18 protein-coding genes are annotated in these 25,545 nt (G+C 44.6%); 9 read left to right on the top strand and 9 right to left on the bottom strand.

The genetic code is table 11. The annotated features are described in order from the left end of the window. Window positions 1-6 precede the first annotated feature (6 nt). The 3 genes from B5D48_RS01025 to B5D48_RS01010 all read left to right on the top strand — a co-directional run bounded on the left by B5D48_RS01025 (window position 7) and on the right by B5D48_RS01010 (window position 4,660). Window positions 7-1,977, top strand: a complete 1,971-nt coding sequence (locus tag B5D48_RS01025; protein WP_023938395.1) for a fructose-bisphosphatase class III — start codon at window positions 7-9, stop codon at window positions 1,975-1,977. 724 nt (window positions 1,978-2,701) lie between these two features. After that, complete coding sequence (locus B5D48_RS01015) at window positions 2,702-3,628, top strand: DUF2156 domain-containing protein (protein WP_023937483.1); 927 nt, start codon at window positions 2,702-2,704, stop codon at window positions 3,626-3,628. 9 nt (window positions 3,629-3,637) lie between these two features. After that, window positions 3,638-4,660 (top strand): GNAT family N-acetyltransferase, encoded by a 1,023-nt coding sequence (locus tag B5D48_RS01010; RefSeq protein ID WP_023937484.1) that lies wholly within the window; start codon window positions 3,638-3,640, stop codon window positions 4,658-4,660. Here B5D48_RS01010 and B5D48_RS01005 read toward each other — a convergent pair. The 5 genes from B5D48_RS01005 to B5D48_RS00985 form a co-directional block, all read right to left on the bottom strand. Then, on the bottom strand, window positions 4,641-5,804 hold the full coding sequence (locus B5D48_RS01005; protein ID WP_023937486.1) for a 1-acyl-sn-glycerol-3-phosphate acyltransferase: 1,164 nt from the start codon (window positions 5,802-5,804) through the stop codon (window positions 4,641-4,643). The genes B5D48_RS01010 and B5D48_RS01005 overlap by 20 nt on opposite strands. Before the next feature lie 16 nt (window positions 5,805-5,820). After that, a complete protein-coding gene (locus B5D48_RS01000; protein WP_023937488.1) occupies window positions 5,821-6,831 on the bottom strand; it encodes a D-alanine--D-alanine ligase in 1,011 nt (336 codons plus the stop codon). Then, window positions 6,828-7,928 (bottom strand): RluA family pseudouridine synthase, encoded by a 1,101-nt coding sequence (locus tag B5D48_RS00995; RefSeq protein WP_023937490.1) that lies wholly within the window; start codon window positions 7,926-7,928, stop codon window positions 6,828-6,830. The genes B5D48_RS01000 and B5D48_RS00995 overlap by 4 nt, the downstream gene beginning before the upstream one ends. Window positions 7,929-7,949: 21 nt before the next feature. Beyond that, the gene (locus B5D48_RS00990) at window positions 7,950-8,624 is read right to left on the bottom strand and encodes a PASTA domain-containing protein (RefSeq protein WP_023937492.1); all 675 of its coding nucleotides are present in this window, start codon (window positions 8,622-8,624) and stop codon (window positions 7,950-7,952) included. A 101-nt stretch (window positions 8,625-8,725) separates the two neighbouring features. Continuing rightward, window positions 8,726-9,253 carry an NAD(P)H-dependent oxidoreductase gene (locus B5D48_RS00985; protein ID WP_023937493.1) on the bottom strand — a complete coding sequence of 176 codons (528 nt, stop codon included), beginning with the start codon at window positions 9,251-9,253 and terminating at the stop codon, window positions 8,726-8,728. 58 nt (window positions 9,254-9,311) lie between these two features. Between B5D48_RS00985 and kdsB the strand changes: the two genes are divergently transcribed. From kdsB to rlmN, 5 genes are read left to right on the top strand one after another with little or no spacing between them, the layout of a single operon-like run. Beyond that, on the top strand, window positions 9,312-10,067 hold the full coding sequence (kdsB, locus tag B5D48_RS00980) for a 3-deoxy-manno-octulosonate cytidylyltransferase (RefSeq protein ID WP_023937494.1): 756 nt from the start codon (window positions 9,312-9,314) through the stop codon (window positions 10,065-10,067). A 2-nt stretch (window positions 10,068-10,069) separates the two neighbouring features. Continuing rightward, window positions 10,070-12,046 carry a DNA primase gene (gene dnaG, locus B5D48_RS00975; RefSeq protein WP_023937495.1) on the top strand — a complete coding sequence of 659 codons (1,977 nt, stop codon included), beginning with the start codon at window positions 10,070-10,072 and terminating at the stop codon, window positions 12,044-12,046. 14 nt (window positions 12,047-12,060) lie between these two features. After that, window positions 12,061-14,532 carry a replication restart helicase PriA gene (gene priA, locus B5D48_RS00970; RefSeq protein ID WP_023937496.1) on the top strand — a complete coding sequence of 824 codons (2,472 nt, stop codon included), beginning with the start codon at window positions 12,061-12,063 and terminating at the stop codon, window positions 14,530-14,532. An 18-nt stretch (window positions 14,533-14,550) separates the two neighbouring features. After that, window positions 14,551-16,581 (top strand): excinuclease ABC subunit UvrB, encoded by a 2,031-nt coding sequence (gene uvrB / locus B5D48_RS00965; RefSeq protein ID WP_023937498.1) that lies wholly within the window; start codon window positions 14,551-14,553, stop codon window positions 16,579-16,581. A gap of 59 nt (window positions 16,582-16,640) precedes the next feature. Then, window positions 16,641-17,669 carry a dual-specificity RNA methyltransferase RlmN gene (gene rlmN, locus B5D48_RS00960; protein WP_023937500.1) on the top strand — a complete coding sequence of 343 codons (1,029 nt, stop codon included), beginning with the start codon at window positions 16,641-16,643 and terminating at the stop codon, window positions 17,667-17,669. Between the two features lie 1,126 nt (window positions 17,670-18,795). On the opposite strand, the gene B5D48_RS00950 is transcribed toward rlmN, so the two are convergent. From B5D48_RS00950 to B5D48_RS00935, 4 genes are all read right to left on the bottom strand, one after another. Continuing rightward, window positions 18,796-19,518, bottom strand: coding sequence for a precorrin-2 C(20)-methyltransferase (locus B5D48_RS00950; RefSeq protein WP_023937743.1), 723 nt, complete (start codon window positions 19,516-19,518; stop codon window positions 18,796-18,798). A gap of 75 nt (window positions 19,519-19,593) precedes the next feature. Beyond that, on the bottom strand, window positions 19,594-20,112 hold the full coding sequence (locus B5D48_RS00945) for a cysteine hydrolase family protein (RefSeq protein ID WP_042120317.1): 519 nt from the start codon (window positions 20,110-20,112) through the stop codon (window positions 19,594-19,596). Next, a complete protein-coding gene (locus B5D48_RS00940; RefSeq protein WP_036887635.1) occupies window positions 20,109-21,302 on the bottom strand; it encodes a saccharopine dehydrogenase family protein in 1,194 nt (397 codons plus the stop codon). Before B5D48_RS00940 ends, B5D48_RS00945 begins: the two co-directional genes overlap by 4 nt. 83 nt (window positions 21,303-21,385) lie before the next feature. Beyond that, complete coding sequence (locus tag B5D48_RS00935) at window positions 21,386-24,169, bottom strand: TonB-dependent receptor (RefSeq protein WP_023937747.1); 2,784 nt, start codon at window positions 24,167-24,169, stop codon at window positions 21,386-21,388. A gap of 250 nt (window positions 24,170-24,419) precedes the next feature. Here B5D48_RS00935 and B5D48_RS00930 point away from each other — a divergent pair, with 250 nt between their 5' ends. Next, a complete protein-coding gene (locus B5D48_RS00930; RefSeq protein ID WP_042120319.1) occupies window positions 24,420-25,538 on the top strand; it encodes a DUF4831 family protein in 1,119 nt (372 codons plus the stop codon). Window positions 25,539-25,545: the final 7 nt, after the last annotated feature.

Here is a 25,545-nt window from a genome sequence, read left to right as displayed (position 1 = left end):
AAGGAAATGCAAAATAAAGACCTAAAATTCCTACATCAGCTTGCTAAAAGCTTTCCAACAGCAGCAGAAGCAGCTACTGAGATCATCAATCTGGAAGCAATACTCAGCCTTCCGAAGGGCACAGAACATTTTTTGGCTGATGTGCACGGAGAGTACGAAGCCTTTAACCATGTGCTTAAAAATGCCAGTGGCTCCATTGCTCGCAAGGTGGAGAACTTGTTTGGTGGCCAGATCAGGCAGGAGGAAAAGCGTGAGCTATGCACGCTCATCTATTATCCACAAGAGAAATTGGCAGAGTTGCACGAAAAAGGAGCTCTCAATGACGATTGGTACATGGTTACACTTAATCAATTGGTCAAACTCTGCCGAAAGGTAGGAGAGAAATACACCAGATCCAAAGTGCGAAAAGCCTTGCCACCCAAGTATAGCTATATCATACAAGAACTTCTGCACGAGGATGGAGCTAACCCTCAGAAGTCAGCCTATTTCAGCAGTATATTCTCTACCATATTGCAGATAGGTAAGGCTGAAGACTTCATCATCGCCATTTGCAATACCATCCAACGTCTAGTAGTAGATCACCTACACATTGTCGGAGACATATATGATAGAGGCCCTGGCCCTCAGCATATCATGGACACTTTGATGAATTATCACCAATTCGACATTCAATGGGGAAACCATGATATGCTTTGGATGGGAGCTGCAGCCGGGAATGCCGCCAGCATGGCCAATACTGTTCGTATCGCTCTCAGGTATGCCAACCTTGACACGATGGAGAATGGATATGGGATCAATATCCTGCCATTGGCAAGATTTGCCATGGAGACCTACGCCAATGATCCCTGTGCTGTATTTCAACCCAAATTGTCGGGGGCCGACGAGTTGTATGATGAAAAAAGCGTCTATCTGATCAGCCAAATGCACAAAGCGATGTCTGTAATACAATTCAAGCTCGAACACGAACTGATTGTACGGCATCCAGAATACAAGATGGCAGATAGAGACTTACTGCATCGCATTGATTTCAAATCCGGAAGTATTACCCTACCCTCTGGAGAAACTTACCCAATGCTGGACACTCATTTCCCAACAATAGATCCAAAAGATCCATACCGAATGACCGAGGAAGAAAGCATAGTGGTAAATAAACTAATGAGGAGCTTCCGTGAGAGTGAACGCCTCAATAGACACATGGAGTGTTTCTACCGCAAAGGCTCTATGTATTTGCCCTACAATATGACCCTGCTCTACCACGCATCCGTACCTCTAAACGAAGACAAGACCCTCAAAGAAGTAACCGTTGAGGGAAAGACGTATAAGGGTAAGGCTCTCTACGACAAAATCGATGAATTGGTGCGAAGAGCCCACAATGGGCAAGCGGGAAGCCCTGAACAACTTGAGGCTTTAGACTATATGTGGTACCTCTGGTGTGGCCCTGACTCTCCTCTTTTCGATAAATCTGCCATGACAACTTTTGAACGATATTTCATCGAAGACAAAACAACCCACCATGAGCAAAAGGGGTGGTACTTTGTCTACCGTCAAGAGCAGGAAGTTTGTGAAATGATTCTCAAGGAGTTTGGCTTGGAAGGCCCTGACACACACATCGTAAATGGGCACGTACCGGTAAAAGCAAAGAAAGGAGAGAAGCCGCTACTTGCGGGAGGAAAGTTGATGCTCATCGATGGAGGTTTTAGCCGAGCTTATCAATCATCTACGGGTATCGCCGGATATACGCTTATATTCAATTCTCAAGGCTTGCAATTGGTACAACATGAGCCTTTCACCAGCAAACGAGAAGCGGTGGAGAACATGAGAGATATAAAGAGTGTAAGTGTGGTACGAGAGCATACCTCTCACCGCATTTTGGTACGCGATACCGATAAGGGGAAAGAGTTGATTGAGCAGGTAAAAGACTTGAAGGATTTGCTCGAGGCATACCGATACGGTTTAATACAGGAAAAGGACAATTAGAGGTGTGAGGTATGGCTTCCTCTCTCAGGGAGGCCGTTGGCTAACCTCTAATTATTCGAAAAAAGAAAAGCAAACAAACACCTCTTCCTAAAAGAGAACTATTAGAGATAAAGCATTCGCTTGAGGGGGATGTTTCTGCTCCATTTAGGTGCCACGCAAAAGAAGTTGCCGAATGGTGGTCCAAAAGATACCGGGCGATCGCAAGATCGCTCGGTATCTTTTTTTCGATTGCTCAGTATCCTTTCTGGGAAACTTCTAATTAGTGCATCAAAAACTCCTAAGCTTTTGATTGATTGCTTGGCACATTTTTTTAGAAAGCACCTGATGAGAGCATCAAAAGCAACTAAGCTTTCAGACAAAAGCAACTAAGCTTTCGGACAAAAGCAACTAAGCTTTCACGCAAAAGCAACTAAGCTTTCACGCAAAAGCAACTAAGCTTTCACGCAAAAGCAACTAAGCTTTCGAGCAAAAGCAATAAAGCTTTTAAGAGATTACTCAGTAGCTTTTTTAGAAACACCGAATACAGCCTGAAAAGCCACTCAATCCGAACAGAGAAAACCCCTCAATAAAAAAGATGGAACCACAAGGAAATAAATGGTATTCTCCAGTCTAAAAGATGCTATCAAAAATTTGAAGTTAAAAACCTAAACAAGCCCTAGAGAAAATGTGTTTCAATCCAGAAAGTGTTTAGCAAGCAAGAAAACAATCGAGACAAATCTATACTATGGAATTTAGACCTATCGAATGCAAAGACAAGGATATCATTGCGCACTATACCAATGAGGCAAATATCTCGATCTGCGATTTATCTTTCTGCAATTTATACTCGTGGGGTTTTTTATATCACACCTCTTGGGCCGTGATAGCCGAACACTTAGTTATAAGATTCTATCGCACGCATAATACCTCCCACCCCTTGTATTTGTTCCCTATAGGCAGGGATAAGTCCCCTCGAGCATTGAGGGAAGTAATCGAACTGTTGGCAGAAGAAGCCGAAAAAGGTGATTATCCGCTCACTCTCATGGGTATTACATCTCGATGTCATCAACTTTTGGAGGAGGTTTATCCGGAACAGTTCACTTTCTTCACCGATCGAGATTGGTGCGACTATATCTACACCCGCGAAAAACTCGCAACTCTGGCTGGTAAGAAACTGCAATCAAGAAGAAACTTTGTCAATCGATTTAAGAGCACATACCCGGACTACAGCTTTGAAGAAATAAATAGTGCAAATGAACAAGAATGCCTACAATTGGCTCAGGACTGGAACGAATCGAAGTCTGAAGCCGACAAGGCTAAGCATGAACTGACCATGATACAACGAGCCATAGAGCAGCGAGAAGCAATCGGGTTATATGGGGGGGCTATACGAGTAGATGGTCGGGTCGTAGCTTTCTCTCTCGGAATGCCAATCAACAAGGATACGTTTGGTGTATCTATAGAAAAAGCAGACGCCTCAATACCAGGTACATTTGCCATCATCAACAACGAAATGGCCAAACATATCCCAGAGCAGTACACCTATATAAATAGGGAAGAAGACTTGGGTATCGAAGGCCTTCGTAAGGCCAAGCTACAGTACAAACCGGACATCCTATTGTGCAAAGAAACAGCAATACTAAGAACAGGGAATAACTCTGTTATGAAATAATTTCCCAGTATGCTACACCTGTCAGACAAGGGTCTTTCGGCCAGATCTCTTTGGGAGATTTGCTTCAATGATCCAGCAGTCTTTGTCAATCTATACTTCAGCGAGGTTTATAAAGATGACAATACTCTTTTGCTGTATGAAGAGAAGGGAGAGAAAGCTGTTGCCCACGTACAAATGATTCCATATCAATTACATTTCTCTAGCAAAGAGCCAATGCAAGCCTCCTACATATCAGGAGCCTGCACCCATCCTGAATATCGAAACCGTGGGTTTATGTCACAGTTGATGCAGGAGGCCTTACAAATGATGTACGCAAAGGGAGACATATACAGCTTCCTCATTCCGGCAGAGCCTTGGCTTTTTGACTTCTATCAAAAAAGTAGTAGTTATTCGCCCGCTTTTACCCGAGATACACTCCATTTCTCCAACGAGTATTCCCACGAACAAGTGGCCGAAATAATCTCAAAGAAATATGCTGCTTGCAAAGGGCCAATCGTGCTACACAATGAAAAACAAGCACAAATAGTAGCTAAAGATCTATCTCTGGCTGGGGTTGGAGGGTGTGTAATATCACAAAATAGAAACAGTAGGATATACTATCTCTTACGTAATAATACCATGGAGATAAAAGGCTGCACAGGAAAGCCAGACAAAGATCTTCTGTTAAATCTATTGTGCAAGTACAAATCGTCATTTTCCCAAATAGAGGCAGTGGCTCCTTGGGGTCAACAAAACAACGATTACAAAGCCACATCAATGATCCGGATATTAGATCCTCTGCGAGCCTTGAACGAAACAAACAATCTATCTGAAAAGATTCCGCCCCGTTTCGTCCTCCATGATCCACAATTACCCCAAAATGACGGCATTTATCAATATGAGAATGGTCGATACAAAAGAGAAGAGACACAAGGACAAAAAAAAGAGAGGGAAACAGTATCTGCTTTCCTCCCTTGTTTGACAATAACGGATCTTAATCAATATATCGTGCAAGAGTATCCATCTGGTTTCTTCAATCTACTCCTTGACTAACTAACTGGTTGATGACAGGATTGGCATACATTCTGAGGATGGCTTGATGTAAAAAGGCTTCGTCTTTGGCCATTCCGTCTTCAAAAACTATTTTATGTACCTGTCGCAATACGTATTCGATAAATCTACTTTTCTCGTCCTCGCTGTAATGGGCACTGTATTTCGCATCACCGTGCAACAAATCCAAGGCAACATAATTTCCAGGATATAGCCTGTAATGCCTATGTATTTCTCTATCGATCAAGTCGGCTACAGCTTCCAATTGCTGTTTGTTGGGTAAGCTCTTATTTACACCGTCCAAAACATTGTTCAAAGGAGAACCGAATGTGATATGTACTCGCCCTTTGTAGCCTCTCAATCCGGTGGACATGTTGAGTAAATCCTCCATGGGAGACTTGGCATATTGCGGATTATCTCGCTTGGCCTGAAGCTCTCGGGCTTTGAGGTAGTCGCAGGGATCGTATTCGTAACTCAACGAAACAGGGACTATGTTTAGTTCTCTGAAACGATCAAGCAAATCACCTTCGCCGGACATGGCAAGCATCTTGAGAAGAGCCGTCTGGGTCCGGTCGTCTGAATCCTTGGCACGTCCTTCTCTTTGCGCAATCCAAACAGACTCATCCAGCTCCGTGATACAAGCTCGGATGTAGGAGGAGAGCTTATTGCTCTCGTGCAGCATCTCTCTAATATCAGGTTTTCGCTTAACAATAAAACTCCCCAGGAGTTTTACTAAAGTCTTGATCCAAGGCCGTTTGAGCAAGTTGTCTCCAATTGCTATTTGGCACATACGATGACCAATGTTTTTCAGGCAAACATTAAGAAACGCTGAGTCAAGAATGATATCCCGATGATTACTGATGTAGGTAAACGGCTTGTCTTCTTTCAATCGACTGCGCCCAGAAGCATCCAAGGAAAAAGCCGACTGTTCGACAATATGGTTTACCACCATGTATCCTACATTTTCCTTAAAGCCTTTGCCCGTAACAAACTGGCGACAATAGGAAGAAAACTCCTCAGAGGACAACCCAGACAAAACTACCGAACGGAATTTTTCAAACTCAGGATCCTTGAGCAAGCCATCCATTGCTGAAGGGACCTCTTCATCACTAAAGGGGCGAATATCATCGAATTTACAGTCTACCATAAGTATCTTCCTATGCTTAATTTTCTTTCCGGCCCAAATCTTGGGATATAATATCAGTGAGCACCTGTTTCATACAAAGACCGGCAGCTGTCACCTGCTGGGGGATAAAACTTGTAGAGGTCATCCCCGGGGTTGTATTTACTTCCAACAAAAAAGGAACTCCTTCCGGAGAGACGATGTAATCTACACGTATAATCCCGTGCGCCGAAACATATTTGTATATCTTCTTCGTAAGATCCTGTATATGCAGAGTCAGCTCTGGAGATATGCGAGCAGGGGTAATTTCTTCCACCGCTCCCTGATATTTAGCCTCGTAGTCAAAAAACTCGTTCTTGCTTACAACTTCTGTCACAGGAAGAGCCCGCAGACCCTCGGATGACATATAGCAGCCACAAGTAAGCTCCGTACCGGAGAGCAATGATTCCACCAAAACATCTGGTGTTTCTTCAAAGGCTTTATCAATAGCCGGCGACAAATCCTGCAGTTTATCTACACGAGATGTAGCAATACTCGACCCCCCCGTATTAGGCTTGACAAAAAGAGGAAGCCCCAATTGGGAAACCAAGTCTTCTATTTCCAACGGATGTTCCTCACAAGATATTCGGACAGACTGCGCTGTATGAATATCGGGAAAAGTGGATAAATATCTATTGCAAGTATACTTGTCCGAAGTGAGAGCCTCAGTAAGCACCCCTCCGGTATTGTATGGCACAGCCATCATATCCAAATATCCTTGGAGCAGCCCATTCTCTCCGGGAGTACCATGTATTGTGATGAACGCATACTTGAACTTAATTGAATTGCCGTCTGCATCCTCAAAACCAAAAAGATTTCTATCCACCGGCTTATCCACCGGCTCTCCATCAGGACCATTCAATACGGTCCAGCTTTCCCGGTCTACCTTCAACAAATAAGGGCTACAGTAATCTCTGTCGATCCAGCCCATCAAAGACTGTGCAGAGCGAAGCGATACTTCTGCCTCCCCGGAGTAACCACCGGCTACAACAGCAATAACATGAGGTTTCATTTATCAAAAAGAGTTTGTGTATAGGCCTGCCAACGCAAGAGGAGTTTTTCTAAATCCGTAGGTAATTCCGAGTCGAAACTCATCCATTGGCCTGTAATCGGATGTTCAAAACCCAAAGTCTTGGCATGCAAAGCCTGACGAGGACAAATATCGAAACAATTATTGATGAATTGGCGATACTTAGGTGTATTATTCCCTCTCAATATACAAGTACCGCCATATTTTTCGTCTGAAAATAGAGGGTGTCCTATATGACTCATGTGAGCGCGTATCTGATGCGTACGACCAGTTTCCAAACGACATTCTATCCAGCTGACAAAGGCCATTTCCTCCAACACACTATAATGTGTGACAGCCGGTTTTCCTTCTTCTGAATTCGGGGGATAAACAGCCATAACGGTTCTGTTACGCAAGTCTCGACCGATATTTCCCTCTATGGTTCCCTCTTTCTCCTCAAATCGTCCCCAAGCAAGAGCTCGGTAAGTTCGTTGTGTCGTTTTGTTGAAAAACTGCCTCGACAGATGTGTTTTGGTATCTGGATTTTTGGCAATAACAAGCAATCCGGATGTATCCTTGTCTATACGGTGTACTAAGCCTAACCTGGGATCGGTAGGATCGAAATTGTTATCATGACGCAGATAATAAGCCAAGGCATTGAGCAAAGTCCCGGTAAAATTGCCGTGTCCCGGATGCACCACCATCCCGGCTGCCTTATTTACCACCAAAAGCGAATCGTCTTCATATACTATATCCAGAGATATATCTTCCGGAAGTATCTCCAGTTCATTCCGAGGGCGTTCCATCCGGATAGTCAGCACATCCCCTGGCTTTACCTTATAACTGCTACGGATAGGATTATCACCAGCAAATACGCAGCCTGCTTCGGCTGCTAACTGTATACGATTGCGGGAAATACGCCCTATCCTATCGAACAAAAATTTGTCGGCACGGACAGGAGTCTGTCCTGGGTCGGCAACAAACCGGTAATGCTCGTAGAGAGGGGTAGATGTATCGGCTAGTTGCTCGGAATCCCAATCCAGATCTTCATCCAAATCCGAATCCGGAACACTGACTCTTTCAGATTCTTCTACAAACATTCCTCCAAATCTGAATATGAATTACCACCAAGATTCATTTTCTTCCCGATCGTTCTTGCGTGGTCCTTCCTCCTCAACGGTCATAGAATCGGGAACAGATTCTAGCTCAGGCTGTAGAGAATCAACAAGAGAAAAACCTCCTCGTATTACGACCAATACAAGAGGATCCGAAAGGGCTATTCGATCTCCCGGGCGTATCTCACGCCCATCTGCTGTCTCCACCGCAGAAACCAGATCTAAGAAATCTCCACTAATATACCTCTGCCTTACATTGGTAAATCCAATAGACTTCAGGACAGATACTGCTTGTCTCAAAGACAAATCTTTGAGGTCCGGGATAGTCCCCTTTTGGGGAGAAAAGGCATTAACCGTGAGAAATATGATACGCCCGGGTTTCACCTTTGATCCGGCCTCGGGTACACTCTCAACAATGGCACCCGGTAGGACATTCCGATTATAACCCAAATGAACCGAATCAACAACCTCACATTTCAGGTCCAGAGTCTCAAGCTTTTCGACAGCTTGCTGTTGTGTCAATCCTTTCAGCATGGGAACCTCTCTCTCCTGTCCATGAGAGGTATAAATGTCCGTGAACGAACCCAATACAAATACAATCAAAAGAGATAATACGAGCATGAGCAGCAAGCTAGACAAAATAGGATGCTTGGAAATAAACTTCTTTTTGGTGGAATTCATATCTTAGATTCGCTATGAGCAAAATTCTACACAAGTCTCAACCACGCCTCAGCGTATAAGCAAAAAAAGATACGTGGTAAGAATATCATAATGGGGGGACATCAGCGCTCCAAAAAAGAGAGATAATCACGGCAATTCTCATCAATATGAGCAACGGTTTCGGGATTGTAAGTGTCATACACAGCGTGGAAACCAATGTATTTACAACGAGTGAAAGCAGCCACACCATCAAAGACATCGAGATAGTGGGCCAATGTATGACGCTGAGCGGCTCCTTCTTGAAAATCTGTTATTTTCCCACCGCAACTAACAGCTGCACCGATTTCCTTGGGCAACATTTTATCTCCTCCGGCTCCATAGGCCCAACCCTCTGTAAGAACCTCGTCTAACCAAACTTTGAGCAAAGCCGGAGCAGCATACCACCATAGGGGGAACTGAAATATGATGCGCTCATGTGCCTCTACCAGAGCTTGTTCTTTTGCAATGTTTATCTTCCCGTCAGGGTATTCGGCATAGAGATCCCTAATTGTTATGGATTCATGACCACTAAGTGCATTACACCATGCGCTATTGATAACTGATTTTTTTCTCAAAGAGGGATGAGCTACTATGATCAAAGTCTTCTTCATATTCAGAAAGGACGGTTACTTAATAACTTGGTGACCCAAAGATAGTACCTTTGCACATATGGATAAGGTAATAGCCATCATCCCGGCCCGGTATGCTTCGACTCGATTGCCTGGGAAACCTCTGATAGACATGCTTGGGAAGCCCATGATACAGCGAGTTGTAGAGCAAGCAAGCAAAGCTGTAGAACGAGTAATCGTTGCTACCGATGACGAGCGTATAATCTCCGCAGTAGAGAGTTTTGGAGGGACAGCAATACTCACATCCGAGAGCTGTAAGTCTGGCACGGACCGCTGTCGGGAAGCTCTCGACAAATTGGGAGAAGAAGCAGATATCGTAATCAACTTGCAGGGAGATGAACCCTTCATCGACCCCAAACTCATACGAAGACTGGCCTCTTCTTTTGAGGACAACAAGGTAGATATAGCTACTACTGCTATACCATTCCCTGCTGACTGTGGCTTTGCGAATCTGTCTAATCCCAACTCCCCAAAGTTGATTGTCAATTCATTTGGTAATGCTATCTACTTTAGCCGATCGGTCATTCCATATCTAAGGAATGTAGACCCGACACAGTGGTCCAGTTCTCATGTCTTTTTCAAACACATAGGGCTGTACGCCTTTCGTGCTAATATACTGAGAGAACTGACAGACCTGCCCGTCAGCCCATTAGAGCAAGCGGAGAGTTTGGAACAACTCCGCTGGTTAGAAGCAGGCTACTGCATACGTGTGCTGCAGGCCGAAGAAGAGACAATAGGCATAGACACAGCAGAAGACCTCTCTCTTGCTATAGAAAAATTGAAAGCAGAGCAATAATCGTGATAGATCCTGTTACCATACAGAAAATCACAGATGCCGCACAAATATTAGATGTGGTGAGCGACTTCGTGTCCTTACGAAAACGCGGAGCAAGCTACGTGGGACTATGCCCTTTCCATGCCGATCGCAACCCTTCTTTTTATGTCACTCCAGGGAAAAACTTCTGCAAATGCTTTTCTTGCGGAGAGGGAGGAAATCCTATCAACTTTCTGATGAAGCTGGAGCAAATGAGCTATACAGAGGCTCTCAAGTATCTGGCTCGCAAGTATGGCATTCCCATAGAAGAGAGAGAACTCACCGACGAGGAAAAAAGAGAGGCTGACAAACGACAAAGTCTTTTTATCCTCAACGAATTTGCTGCTAAATATTTCCATAAATATCTATTGGAAAGTGATGAGGGGAAACGCATCGGTCTGTCCTATTTCCAAGAACGGGGAATCCGACCGGATACAATAGAACGTTTCGGCCTGGGGTATGCTCCGGACGAATGGAATCTTTTCTCAGAAACTGCCATACACAAAGGATTCTCAACCGAACTTCTGATCACTACTGGGCTGTCTTCCCAAACGCAGGCTGGGAAACTCCTTACAGACCGGTTCAGAGGGCGCATAATATTCCCGATATACACGGTCAGTGGCAAGCCAGTGGGCTTTGGAGGACGCATTCTCAAAAAGTCCGACAAACTGGCCAAATATGTCAACTCTCCACAGAGCATCATATACGACAAAAGTTACCAGCTCTATGGTTTACACCAAGCCAAGCGAGCCATATCAAAGCTGGATAAATGCTATCTGGTGGAGGGCTACCTCGATGTGCTCCAAATGACACAATCCGGCGTTGAGAATGTAGTCTCCTCCTCCGGCACAGCTCTTACAATCCCTCAAATTCGTCTAATACAGAGGTTTACATCGAACGTCACTGTTTTGTACGATGGTGATGCACCAGGTATTAAAGCTGCATTAAGAGGAATAGATCTGCTTCTGGCCGAAGGGATGAACATAAAGGTTGTACTGCTTCCGGAGGGGGAAGACCCAGACTCTTACGCCAAATCTCATACTGCGGAGGAGTTTCAAACCTATTTGCAGAGAAACGAACAAGACTTCATCAGCTTCAAAACCAATCTTCTGTTGCATGACTCGGGAAGTGATCCGATGCAACGAGCCAAAGTCATTTCGGACATTGTGCACAGCATATCCATAATACCGGATGCCATCAATCGGTCCGTCTATGTGCAAGCTACTTCTCAAAAACTTGAAATATCAGAAGAGCTGCTACTGATCGAAGTCCAGAAACATAGAAATAGCAAATACACCGCTCACAATACTCCGAGAGAGAATACGACAAATGAAAAAGAAACCCTTCTCCAAACTCGGGAAGAGACAAAACAAAAAGAACCTCCCAAAAAGGAAGAACTGGAGCTTATCAGACTTGTGGTAAAGCATGGAGGAGAAGATATCCTCTTTCTGGATAGGGATGGGAAACCGGCAAATCGCATCGTATTGGCTTCTTTTGTCTATGAAGAACTTGCCTCTGATGGAATTTTGGATTTTACCACGCCTCTTGTCCGACAAATACTGGAGGAGGCCGCAATGAAGACTCGTGAAAATAGAGACTTCAACAGTCAATCCTACTTCATTCACCATCCACAAGAGGAAATCAACTGCCTGGCTATGGATCTAATTTCCGATCGTTATCGACTGAGTGACCTGCTTAAATCGGATGAGGATATGGAAAAAGAGCAAGAAGCAGAAGCCTTGAAAGAACAAAAACGCTTGGCAGATCAGTGTGTGCGAGCGATACAGATTTTCCAAAACGCATTTGTAATAAAACGGATTCACGAAGTGCAACGAGAAATAGTAATCGCCCAACGAAATAACGAATCCGAGCAAATACTGGACCTTCTCTCTGAGTTAAAAGACCTAAACAACACAAAAGCGTCCTTCGCCCAAGCTTTGGGGGAAAGAGTCATTCTATAATCAGCCAAAGAACAATGTACGCCAACGTCCTCATCCCTTTGGCTATCCCCGGGAGCTATCACTACTCCATACCACAGGATTTGGAAGAAAAGATAAAGGTAGGTATGCGAGTAGCAGTGCCCTTGGGCAGCAAACGCTTTTATACGGCTGTTGTTATAAGGATCGATCAACTACCACCTGAGGGAGTCAAAGAAATCAAGCCGATCCTTTTTGTCGTGGATGAAGTTCCGCTGGTCAGTAGTGATGACATTGCTTTTTGGACATGGATAGCCAAATACTATTTGTGTACTGAAGGAGAAGTCCTCCGGACAGCTCTGCCCTCTGCCCTCTTACCTGAAAGTCATACAGAAGTTATCGCAAACCCTGAATACGAAGCTTCGGAGCCTCTCCCTTGTGCAGACTTAAACATCTTAGATCTCATTATCAAAAGAGGGAAAGAATCCTTATCCATAGCCGAAATACAGAAAAGTATCGGTCGCCCTGCCCTACCTTCTTTTTTACGTTTGGTAAAATCAGGAGCCATACAGCTGAAAGAAGAGCTTAACATTAGAACAAAAGGGAAACACGAACAAACGGTTGCCTTAGCAGACTCGTTAGCTGAGGATGAAATGCTTCTGATGAAGCAAATAGACCTCCTGCACCGAGCACCAAAACAACAAAAGCTATTGCAAAAACTGATTGCTCTATTAGATTCTCAAGACATATTCCCTCATGGAGAAATTCCTTTGCGACTTCTCTGTGGCAATAATGCGAATGAAGCTACTACCCTGAGAGCTCTGATCAGGAAAGGTATTCTGATCCGAAAAGAAAGACTAAGAAAACTGACTAAAACTGTTGGATCGGTCTTTCCTACTTCTCCACTAAATCCAAAAGAGAAAATAATCCTGCCGGAGGGCGTATCTGTCCACTATCAAGAGAGTATTAAGCGTAAGGAGTTTTTTTTGGAGCAGCAGATAAGCCAAACATATGCAGAGGGCAAACAAGTGTTACTTCTTAGTCCTGAATCTCAATACCCTCCATCGGCTGACAGTCTTACCGAAAGACTCTGTCTACGTTATGGAGATAGATGTCAGCTCTATTCCTCTCGACAAACAACCAGCCAACGTATCACTCTTTTTCAGCAACTTGCTCAACAAGATATACCAGTTGTTGTGATTGGAAATCGCTCTGCTCTCTTTCTGCCAATGAAACGTCTGGGGTTAATCATTATCGATGAGGAACAAGAATATGCCTATAAACAACAACTCCTGGCACCTCGATACCATGCCCGAGATGCCGCTATCATGTTAGGACAACTGAAAGGGGCAAAGGTGCTCATCACCTCCGAGACTCCATCTGCTGAGACGCTATACAATATGTCAATAGGGAAATGGAAAAATCTCCTACAAGGAGAAGAACAACCCCGGCCCAGACCGATAGACATAGAAACGGTAAACATGAAAACACTCTACCGTCAAAGACGTCTTCAATCGGACGAAACGATCTCTCCACAACTTGAAACTGCTGTAAAATCAATCTTGGAAAAAGGGCGGCGCGTAGTATTGATACAAAATAGGCGAGGATACGGAATGTATGTCAAATGCAAGAAGTGCAACAATAGTCTCTGTTGCCCTCGTTGCTCCGTAAGCCTTACATACCACAAACAGAGTGAAAAACTTTGCTGCCACTACTGCGGGTACGAACAGCTGCTTCCTTACATTTGTCCGAGCTGTGGAAACCCCAATAGAGAAGAGTTGCAGCCATATGGTTTTGGCACAGAGAGGGTGGCCGAAGAAATAAAGAAGCTGTTCCCTCAGGCCCAAATACTCCGCATAGACTCCGATATTGCGAAAAGCAAGAAGCGGCTGGAAACTCTGCTCAACCAGATAGAAACTGGCAATGTCAACATTATAGTAGGAACACAGATGATGGCTGCTCTCCCGATCTGGCACGATATCGATCTCATTGGAGTGATAAACTTGGACAGCATTTTAGCCTTTCCAGACTTTAGAGCAGACGAAAAAGCCTATCAACTTCTGTATCAACTTGCTATCCGTTCTTCCTTCGGAGTAAAGGAGGGAAATACAAGAATGATATTGCAAACGAATGATCCTCAAAACCCTTTTATAGAGGCCTTGTCTCTCGGGGATTACAGGCTTTTCATTGAGGAGCAACTTCAAGAACGTCAAGCCTGTCAATTTCCTCCCTTTACCAGACTCACAACAGTAGTTATAAGAGCCTTGGATAGGTCTGTTGTATCCAATGTTGCAAGACAATTTGCAACCATTATCAATCGAAACCTTCCACATGAACTGATCACCGACATCCATACTCCCGACATTGAGCGTATAGATCGCTACTACATCCGGCAAATTATACTTCGCAGGCCTACTTTCATGAACTCAAATGCCGAGCGTCAAGCGATTATCGCAGCTTACAATGAGCTTTCCATCTCCGTTCCAGACTCCAAAAAGTGCAAGATACACTTCGATGTCGATGCCATATAAACACCTCCCTACATACAAATGAAATTCGAACTCAAATCTTCTTTTGTCCCGACCGGGGATCAACCTCAGGCCATCTCTCAACTAGTAGCAGGTGTGCGGAATGGAGACGCTGCACAGACCTTGCTGGGGGTAACGGGATCGGGCAAAACATTCACTGTGGCGAACGTAATAGCTCAAATCAATAAACCAACCTTAGTGCTCAGTCACAACAAAACTTTGGCAGCACAACTCTATGGTGAATTCAAATCCTTCTTCCCCGACAATGCTGTCGAGTATTTTGTTTCTTACTACGACTATTACCAACCGGAAGCCTATATACCTGTAAGTGATACTTACATAGAGAAGGATATGGCAATCAATGCTGAAATAGAGAAACTTCGCTTGAAAGCTACTGCCGCTTTATTGAGTGGCAGACAAGATGTGATAGTGGTATCTTCTGTAAGCTGTTTGTATGGAATGGCCGATCCAAAGGCTTTTGAAGAAAAAGTTATTCATCTGAGGATCGGTCAGAAGCTCTCTCGAAATATATTGATGAGACAACTGGTAGAGAGCTACTACACAAACGACAAAATAGAATTCAACAGTGGGGACTTTCGTGTACGAGGAGATACGATAGACGTATTTCCGGCTATTGAGGGATACGAGGGAATGGCCTATAGAATAGAATTTTGGGACAACGAAATAGAGCATATAGCCTCATTCAATCCGATCAGTGGAGAGGAATACGGCCCGATGAGCAGTCTGCAAATACATCCAGCTAACCTCTTTGTCACAACCAAAGAGCAGGTAGACAGAGCTGTAAGCCTGATAGACGTAGACTTGGGCACTCAAAAGGCATTCCTCGAAAAAGAAGGCAAAGCTCTCGAAGCTCAGCGTCTGTATGAGCGAGTAACCTATGATCTTGAGATGATCCGAGAGCTGGGTTACTGTTCGGGAATAGAGAACTATTCTCGCTACTTCGACGGCAGGAAAGCCGGGGAACGCCCATTTTGCTTACTCGACTATTTCCCAAAAGACTTCCTCATGGTGATAGATGAAAGCCACGTGACGATCCCTCAAGTACGAGCCATGTACGGAGGGGACCGTTCTCGAAAAGAAAACTTGGTACACTATGGTTTCCGTCTTCCGGCAGCTCTGGACAACAGGCCTTTGACCTTTGAAGAGTTTTGTACCCTCACTCATCAGACAATTTATATCAGTGCCACTCCGGCAGATTATGAGCTGGGAGAATCCGAAGGCATAGTGGTGGAGCAAGTGATTCGACCCACTGGTCTGCTCGATCCGATCATCGAAGTTCGTCCCACAGAGCATCAGATAGACGACTTGGAAGAGGAAATAAGCTGTTGCATCGAACGGAAAGAACGCGTATTGGTAACAACCCTGACCAAACGCATGGCAGAAGAGCTGTCCGACTATCTATCCGAACACAACTACAACACAGCCTATATTCACAGCGATGTGGATACTCTGGAGCGAATACGTATCATGGAAGATCTTCGCAGAGGAGTGTACGATGTGCTTGTCGGGGTAAACCTGCTCCGCGAAGGGTTGGATCTGCCGGAAGTCTCTCTTGTAGCAATACTTGACGCAGACAAAGAAGGTTTTCTTCGCTCTCATCGCTCTCTGACACAAACAGCCGGACGTGCTGCAAGACATATCAACGGCAGAGTAATCTTCTATGCAGATAAAATCACAGAAAGTATGCAGCGCACCATTGACGAGACGGAGCGCAGGAGAGAGAAGCAAATGGCATACAATCGAGCTAATCGTATCACGCCCAAACAAGTTGTCAAGAACCTCAAATCCATACTGGATAACAGAGATTTAGACGACAAAGATATGGGAGGGCTTCATGCCTATGTAGAGCCCGCAGCAGGACGAGTTACCGATCCGATAGTAGACAAGCTGACCTCTGATAAACTGAAAGATCTGATAGAGCTCACACGTAAGAAGATGCTCGATGCAGCAGCCGAGCTGGATTTTCTGGAGGCAGCAAGGCTTAGAGATGAGCTGCACAAGCTGGAAGCTCGTCTCAAAGCAAGCAAGTAAAGAATATACATCTCAATCTTTTCATTGGTTACAACAAAGTCTTTCTCACCAAGAGCCATATGGAGCAGAATAAGAAACCTCTTTTAGGCCTTTCTCTACAAGAATTACAGGAGATCGTTATCCGGTCAGGAATGCCCAAATTCACTGCCAAACAGATAGCCGATTGGCTTTATGTAAAACGAATTTCTCAGATAGAGGAAATGACTAATTTGAGCTTGAGTAATAGAGAGAAACTATCCCAAGAATACACAGTAGGACGATATGCTCCCCAATACGTACAGCAATCTGCAGATGGTACTCGTAAATATCTGTTTCGCATCAAGGAGGGACAATATGTAGAATCCGTAATGATACCGGATAAAGGGCGATATACCCTCTGTATTTCCACTCAAGTCGGTTGCAAAATGAATTGTCTATTCTGCATGACAGGGAAACAGGGGTTCAGTGGTCATCTCTCGGCTGCAGAAATTATCAACCAAATCTTCTCAGTAGAAGAAGCTTCACTGCTAACCAATATCGTCTACATGGGTATGGGCGAACCGCTTGACAACCTTTCGGCTGTTATGAAATCCATAAGCATATTGACTTCTAATTGGGGAATTGCTTGGAGTCCCAAACGAATAACTCTCAGCACAATTGGAGTGACAAAGGCCTTGGAGACATTCCTCAAAGAATGCAACTGTCATTTGGCTATCAGCATTCACAATGCAATTCCGGAAGAGCGAGCACAAATAATGCCCACCGAAAAGGCTTTCCCTATTGAACGAACAATAGAACTGCTAAGACAGCACAACTTTGGAGGGCAACGAAAATTAAGTTTTGAGTATATCGTCTTTGGCAAACTCAATGACACTCTCAACCACGCAAACAGATTATCCACTCTCCTCAAGGGACTGCCGGCCTTGATCAACTTGATCCGATACCACCGAATACCGAATGTCGACCTGCCCTCCACCGATGAAGACAGACTAATCCAATTCAAAGAGATGTTGGAGCGAAAGGGACATACCGTAACGATCCGTCAATCACGAGGAGAAGACATAGCTGCGGCTTGCGGTATGCTCTCAGCTCTTGAGGGAAGAATTTAGAAATGTTATCCAAACTGTAACGGAAGGACTAAGGATTTGGACAAGTTGCCCATTTGGCAAGTTCTTTTGAGCGACACCTAAATGGGGCAGAAATATCCCCCGAACGAAAGCTTTATCTCCAATAGCTCTTCTGCAGTAGTCAGTTGATGTCTGTCGGAGAGTCAATAGAGGATTTTCCTGTGATTTAGATGTAAGCAGCCTTAAGATTATGTATTGCCAATCTCGAGAAAGCGTATTACCAATTTGGAGAAAGCCGGCAAGCAATCAATCAAAAGCTACTGAGGCATCAATCGAAAGCTTAGGTGCTTTTCATACACTAATTAGGAGCTTTCGGGAAAGATGCTGAGCAATCAATCAAAAGCTTTATTGCTTTTGCGTGAAAGCTTAGTTGCTTTTGTCCGAAAGCTTAGTTGCTTTTGTCTGAAAGCTTAGTTGCTTTTGCTCGAAAGCTTAGCTGCTTTTGTCTGAAAGCTTAGTTGCTTTTGCGTGAAAGCTTAGTTGCTTTTACTCGAAAGCTTAGCTGCTTTTGCGTGAAAGCTTAGTTGCTTTTGCTCGAAAGCTTAGCTGCTTTTGCGTGAAAGCTTAGTTGCTTTTGTCTGAAAGCTTAGTTGCTTTTGCTCGAAAGCTTAGTTGCTTTTGCTCGAAAGCTTAGTTGCTTTTGCTCGAAAGCTTAGTTGCTTTTGCTCGAAAGCTTAGTTGCTTTTGCTCGAAAGCTTAGTTGCTTTTGATGCTCTCATCAGGTGCTTTCTAAAAAAATGTGCCAAGCAATCAATCAAAAGCTTAGGAGTTTTTGATGCACTAATTAGAAGTTTCCCAGAAAGGATACTGAGCAATCGAAAAAAAGATACCGAGCAATCTTGCGATCGCCCGGTATCTTTTGGGCCACCATTCGGCAACTTCTTTTGCGTGGCACCTAAATGGAGCAGAAACATCCCCCTCAAGCGAATGCTTTGTCTCCAATAGTTCTCTTGCGATAGTCAGTTTGTGCCAGAGAGTCGATGGAGGACTTTCCTGCGATTTGGATGTAAACACCCTTAAGAAAGTGTATTACCAACCTCGAGAAGAGCACTACACGGCTCCCATTATGAAACCGAGAAGAAACAAATTGCAGCCACTCAAGAAGGCTTCACCTCCGAACAATGATAAGAGAAAAATAGGGGAAAGATCTCTCTATTATCTCCTCGACAGAAGAGGTGCAGTACTCCTGTGCATATCCGACAGATTCAAAATAGTGCCAATTCAAATCCGGTCTTTTTCGAATGGCTGACTTTATGGTTTCCACTGATTGCGAACATTTCATCAAAACAACAGTGGCACCCTGATCTATTTGATTGAGTAAACTCTCGGCAGATTTCACAATCGGGAGAATCAACAAAGATTCATCCCCCTCTGTAAGAATTACCTTCGACAAGGCTGCTGCAGCCACAAAAGCTGGGATGCCAGCCTTCCGTTCTGTCTGCACCCCTAATTGATCCAGTCGGCTAAAGATATAGCCCGAGCTACTATACAAGCCGGCGTCTCCCTCCGCTGTAATTACCACTCGAAGTCCAAGACGATAGTTTTCGGCAGCCTCCTCTGTAACCTTGTCGTATGCACGCAGAGCAGCTGTCCTATCCTTCGACATCGGCAAAGGATAAGCCCGTATTTGCTCCGGTTTGATACCTACAGCAAGCATGATCTGCCGAGCTTTGCTCTCTCCGGAAAGCGTAGAGGGACAGAATATCAGATCGGCTGCCTGCAATTTATGCCAACAACCCAAGGTTAAATCCTCGGGATTTCCGGGACCAAGTGGAACCACACAAACCGGGGTGAGGATCTTCTCCTCCGTATCAGTCTTGATATCAAGCATATTATTCCTTCGAGAAAACAAAAAAAGAGACTGTGCCATAAATCAATTACGACACAGTCTCTTTCTCATATATAATTACAATATTGTTGAATTGATATAAGCAATCCCACGCTGCAGTAGCTCTATCTTATCTCCAAGCCCATACTTTTTCAGGTCTTCTACCGACTTCTTCACGCAAAAGTCTCCAGCCAATCCGGCTACACAAATGCGATTTGCTTGACGAAGACATTCCGGGACAACCTCTTCAAAAGCACTGTATGCATCAACATCTTTATCTGTCGCCTTCTCCAAATAAAGAATCGGGATTCCCTTGGAAACAAAGAAAGCCAAGACATCGGATATAGGAGGATAAATAGCTGCCCCCACGGTATATCGGATGCAATGAGGCGGCCATTCCCCTCCTTGGGACAAAAAACTGCAATGATCGGCGGTATGCTCGTCAAGGGTTACTACCACTTGGGTTATATCCGCCCAATGCTCCCGGAGATAGACAGCTAGCCAATCAAGTGCTTTGTCCCCTCCGGGCACAGCGAGTGAACCACTTACAAAATCAATCTGTGGATCTACGATCAGCACTGTATGCTGTTTGCTCATAGCTCCAAATCCAGATCATGAGCCTCATGCCAAGGCAGACCCTGTTTTGCAACTTCTTGCATAAAGGGATCCGGATCGAAATCCTCCACATTGAACACACCCGGCTTGCGCCACAATCCACGGAAGAACATCATAGCCCCGGTTGTAGCCGGGACTCCCGTCGTATAGCTCACTCCTTGAGCTCCAGTTTCTTGGTAAGCGGCCTGGTGACTACAGTTATTCCAAATGTAGTAGGTACGTTCCTTACCATCTTTCACTCCTCGGATACGACAGCCAATAGAGGTCTCTCCACTGTAATTCTCTCCCAACTCTCCAGGATCTGGCAATACGGCCTTTAAGAATTGGATGGGAACAATCTCCATTCCATTGTACAACACAGGATCGATTCTCGTCATCCCAACATTTTGCAATACTCTGAGGTGAGTAAGATATTCCTGCCCGAAAGTCATCCAAAAACGAGCACGCTTGATAGAGGGGAAATTCTTGACCAGACTCTCCAATTCTTCGTGATACATCAGATAAGACTCCCGAGGCCCGATATTGGGATAATTCAAAGTCTTGTGTACGGACAGAGGGTCTGTCTCATGCCAATTTCCATCCTCATAATATTTTCCTCGCTGGGTAATTTCTCTGATGTTAATTTCAGGGTTGAAGTTCGTTGCAAAAGCCTTGTGATGATCGCCACCATTGCAATCCACAATATCCAAGTAATGAATCTCATCGAAATGGTGCTTGGCTGCATAAGCCGTGTACACGCTGGTACATCCAGGGTCGAAACCACATCCCAAAATAGCCGTAAGGCCGGCTTCACGGAATCTATCGTGGTATGCCCACTGCCAGCTATACTCATATTTGGCCTCGTCCAAAGGCTCATAATTAGCAGTATCCAAATAATTTACTCCCGACCTGAGACAGGCCTCCATGATACTGAGATCTTGATATGGCAAAGCCACATTGATAACGAGCTCGGGCTTGAAATCATCGAACAGTCGGCAAAGTTCATCAACGTTATCTGCATCTACAGCAGCAGTTCGTATGTGTACATTTTTGATCTCTGCGACTATCTTATCGCACTTCGATTTGGTGCGACTGGCAAGCATAATCTCAGTGAATATATCGGAGTTCATTGCCACCTTCTTAGCGACTACAGTACCGACTCCTCCGGCGCCTATTATCAAGACTTTTCCCATTTTTCCTGTGTTTATAAATATTACAACATTGCAGTACCGAACTTAGTACCCTCCACTCGCAAAGATAATCTATTGGAGGTAAATCAATGACGACGAGGACCGGGCATCGTCGAAGCCGGAAGCTTCATATCCTTATGGGAAGCTCCGCCACTAAACGAGTCGAACTTATATATAAAATGCAACATTACATGCCGTCCCATCGAGTTCACTTTTTCCTCGGAAAGTGTCAAAGGGGTGCTGACTGAGGAAACAGCTGCTCCCTGATCCAACATATCATATATCTTGAGACGAAGTGTAGCTCTCTTCTCTGCGAGGAAGCTATAAGACACAAACGTATCCCAATTAACAGCTCTATTTCTGAAGTCCTGACTAAATCCGGAGTTGGCATTATAATTCATGTCCGAACCTAAACTCAATCCCCAAGGTATATTAAGAGTGATTTCGTGATTGAATGTGTAGTCTTGTGTATTGATCTCATTTTTCCCGGCTGTCGTATTCGTCACATAGCTCCATCCAAGTCTACCGTTCAATGATGTATAGAGGAAGCTGTTTTGATAGGCGAGAGTCAGACGATTATTTGTTCTCAACCCTTTGGATGTATTCTTTTGTCCGTTTACAAAGCTGGGATTTTGCGAATAGGCACCACTCAAACTCATCCTCAAGCTAAGCCCACGATTTCCCAAAGGTCTGGTGTAAGAAGCATTGCCATGGAGCATATAGCCACCACTTTCATTTGTATAGCTCAATGTTCGCTTACCAGTCTTAGGATCATACTGAGAATAAGGGACAATGGCATTCATAAAGTATGAAGCAAAAAGAGAACTCCGGATAGAAGATTTAGAAGCACTATTATAGTGCTGTATGCGAGCAAATAAGTTATGAGCAAATCCGGGTTTAAGAGTCGGGTTACCTACAATCTCAAGCAAAGGATTGGTGTCATCAGGTATTGGGATCAACTGCTCAAGTCCGGGCTGCAAGCTCCGTCCTCTATAGGTCAAGCGCACGGAGGTTTGCTTCCGAGGGTTATAAGTAAAGCTCATTATCGGAGCAAAATTGAGAGCCCTAATAGTTGTGTCCAAAGCAGAAATCTCTGAGCTACCGACTCTTTTGCTATGGGTCTGGCTCGGATCGACACTAAAACCCAATGTAAAATCACTGAACTTACGGATGTACTTCAGATTGACACCCAATTTTTGGCTTGTGAAACGGTTGCTGAACTCCCCATTCGATGTTTTCACATCGTTGGATACAAATCGATCCCAACTTCTATTGTTTTCCTGTTGCTGCTGCCTCAACGAATACGTTCCTTGCAGAAAAAAGCTACTCCAAACAGGCTCTACATAGGATAACCACAAACGATAACCATATCTGGAAATATCATTGTTGTCTTTCCTGAAAGGCATTCCTTCCGATTGGTGATCAGCTTCACGATCTTCTCCCCTATAATTGAAACTAAGCATCGAAGAAATCGTGCGTCCTCGGCTATTGAGCCGGCGACTGAAATTGAGAAAATGGAATGTGGACCACAGACGGCTGTCCTCCTTCATTGCGTAATGTCCCTCATTGATCAAGGTCTCACTACCCTCGGGGGTTGTACGATAATCGACATCATAAAGCCGTCGCCCGATATTCATGCGCAAAGAGGGTCTGTATATAAGCTCGGTGAGCGAATCGGGTTTCCACACCAAGCGTAACTCAACCCCAGCATTGTGCCTGTAACTCCGATCTAAGCTGTGCTCCGTCTGATGAGTGTTCTTTCCGTCTGGCAAGATGTTGATAATAGACCGATCTGTACGTACAAACTGATCTGCATATCCATACTGACCATTCCCGTTGAGAGAGAGTTGGGAAAACAGATCAGTCGCAGCATTGACTCCTGCAACCACAGACTCAGTAAGCCCCTTACTCGGATCAATCCGAGGTACCTGCATTGGAGAAGCAACAGCCCCTCTCTGACGCCCCATTCCAGAATTTGGATTAATAAAGGATGCTTGTGACATATCCAAATCAAGGTCAGAAAAGCCTTGATTATTGGTATTATTGGCAGCAGCAATGAAAGTGAATTGACTGTCTCCGCTGAAACGATTAATCATAGTACCAGCCTCATATCTGGAGACCGTTCCATAGCTCCCATAAGCAGACCCGAAAAGCCCTTTCCTGAGACTTTTCTTTGTGGTCAGGTTGATCACCGTTTCTTCTTCTCCGTCATCAAATCCGCTCATACGAGCCATGTCGGAGAGTCTCTCCAATACTTGCAACTTATCAATCATATTTGTCGGCAGATTCTTGCCGGCTACCTTGGGATCCCCGGCAAAAAACTCCTTGCCGTCTATCAAGATTTTGGAGATTTCTTTCCCGTTTATCTTAATCTTCCCCGACTCATCCACTTCCGCTCCAGGAAGTTTCTTGATGAGATCTTCAAGCACAGATCCTTCGGAAAGGCCATAATTAGCTGCACTAAACTCCAGCGTATCTCCTCGCACCTGCATATCCGCAGCTAAGGCCTTCACAGTCAGAGTTTGCAAATGCAAAGCATCTTCCCGCAAATTTATATTTCCCAGTTGCCAATCTTTTGTCCGGCTCAACCTAACCTCTTTGTCCACGGTTGCGTACCCTATGTAGGAAACCGAAAGCCGATATTTGCCGGCCGGCACATTCTTGACCGAAAAAAAACCGTTAGTATTGGTGGCAGCACCGTATGTTTTCTGATCATTCTTGAGCTGTACGTGTGCTCCGATAATGGCTTCACCTTGCATATCCAACACCAAACCGGTAGCTGTATGCAGGTCATTTTGGGCAGATACATTTCCCCAGGGGGAAAAGGCACAAAGGAGGAGGATAAGAAGTGTCCAAAAGTTTACTTTCATACTTACAGTTTTTATCTATCGCAATTATCAAACAATCAAATAGAGCGAAAAATAATAAGCACTACGATCGCTCGCCTATTCCTCAGATCACAAAAGGGTATGAATGTTTAATTTCACCCAAACCTTTGAATCAAATAGGCTCAATCCCTATACCTCGATCTCTCAAAATCGGACTTTGAAAAGACAGAGGGTAATCAGGCCAAAAAGATTGTATTAGCTTTGCGACACTTGGAACAAGACTTCTACCGATATGCAACGAACCATAATCATATGGAGTTGGCTCTGCTTGTCTTTCCTGTCTCTATGTGGGGATTTATCCATGCAGGCTCAAACTCATGTCAGCAAAGTAACAGCAGAAAAGGACAACGACTACGGAGTGACATATACCTTGCCTCAATCGGAGATTGTGGTAGATGTCTTAGTCGAACACACCAGCTATCAGCCAGGTCCTTTGGCAATCTATGCATCATCCTTACTCGGATCTGAAGCCAAGGCCCAGCCTTTGCAACAATACCATATTAAAGACATCAAAATATCCTCCAAAGGGGTACCCGACCCGAACCACAGCTACAAGGTGGAGTTTCGATCGGGAACACTCGCCCCCTACGTAATTCTCAACGATCGTGGGCTCATCTGCGCCATCAACGCCGGCAGTTCCGAAATTCACAATTGGCCTCTGAGAGAATCTGAACCTTTCGACTTGAACTCACTCAATCATCAAGAAAGACAAAACCCCATACAACCTTCTCTCCCTCAAGAATTTGCAATTGCAGGTTCGCAATCCAGACAGGCTGAGATTGCAGCCCGGTATCTCTATGAGATACGAGAAGCCAAGATAGACTTGATGAAAGGGAATGTGGAGAGCATGCCCAAAGACGGAGCATCTCTCAAGTTGGCCATAGACGCCCTTAGCGAGCAAGAAGAAGCATCGATGCAGCTATTCTATGGCCAAGAGAAAAAAGAATACAAACATTTCCGTGCAAGAATACAGCCGGGAGATGCAATCTCCAACAGAGTTCTTTTCCGCTATTCCGAAGAATGGGGACTCACAACCTCAGACGATTTGAGTGGCAGACCGGTACGATTGGATCTGGAAATCGTCGAAAACTCCTCCTTTGCACGGGCAGAAGAGGAAATCAAACACGACCGAAAGCTCAAAGGGGTTGTTTACAATGTACCAGGCTTAGCTATTGTTCGACTCAGTCTGGATGGGAAAGAAATAGCCAAGACAAGACTTCCGATAGTCCAATTCGGCCATAGGGAAGCTCTGGCTCCTCGTATGTTCAAACCTCGAAAGGGAGGATCCATACAGATCTATTTCGACCCGGAAACAGGAAGTATCCGACGTATAGAGGGCAATGAGAGTTGAGAAGGGT

Source organism: Porphyromonas crevioricanis (genome assembly GCF_900167225.1).
Classification (GTDB): Bacteria; Bacteroidota; Bacteroidia; order Bacteroidales; family Porphyromonadaceae; genus Porphyromonas; species Porphyromonas crevioricanis.
The sequence above is the reverse complement of the archived record's forward strand: the minus strand, read 5'-3'. Positions and strand labels throughout refer to the sequence as shown.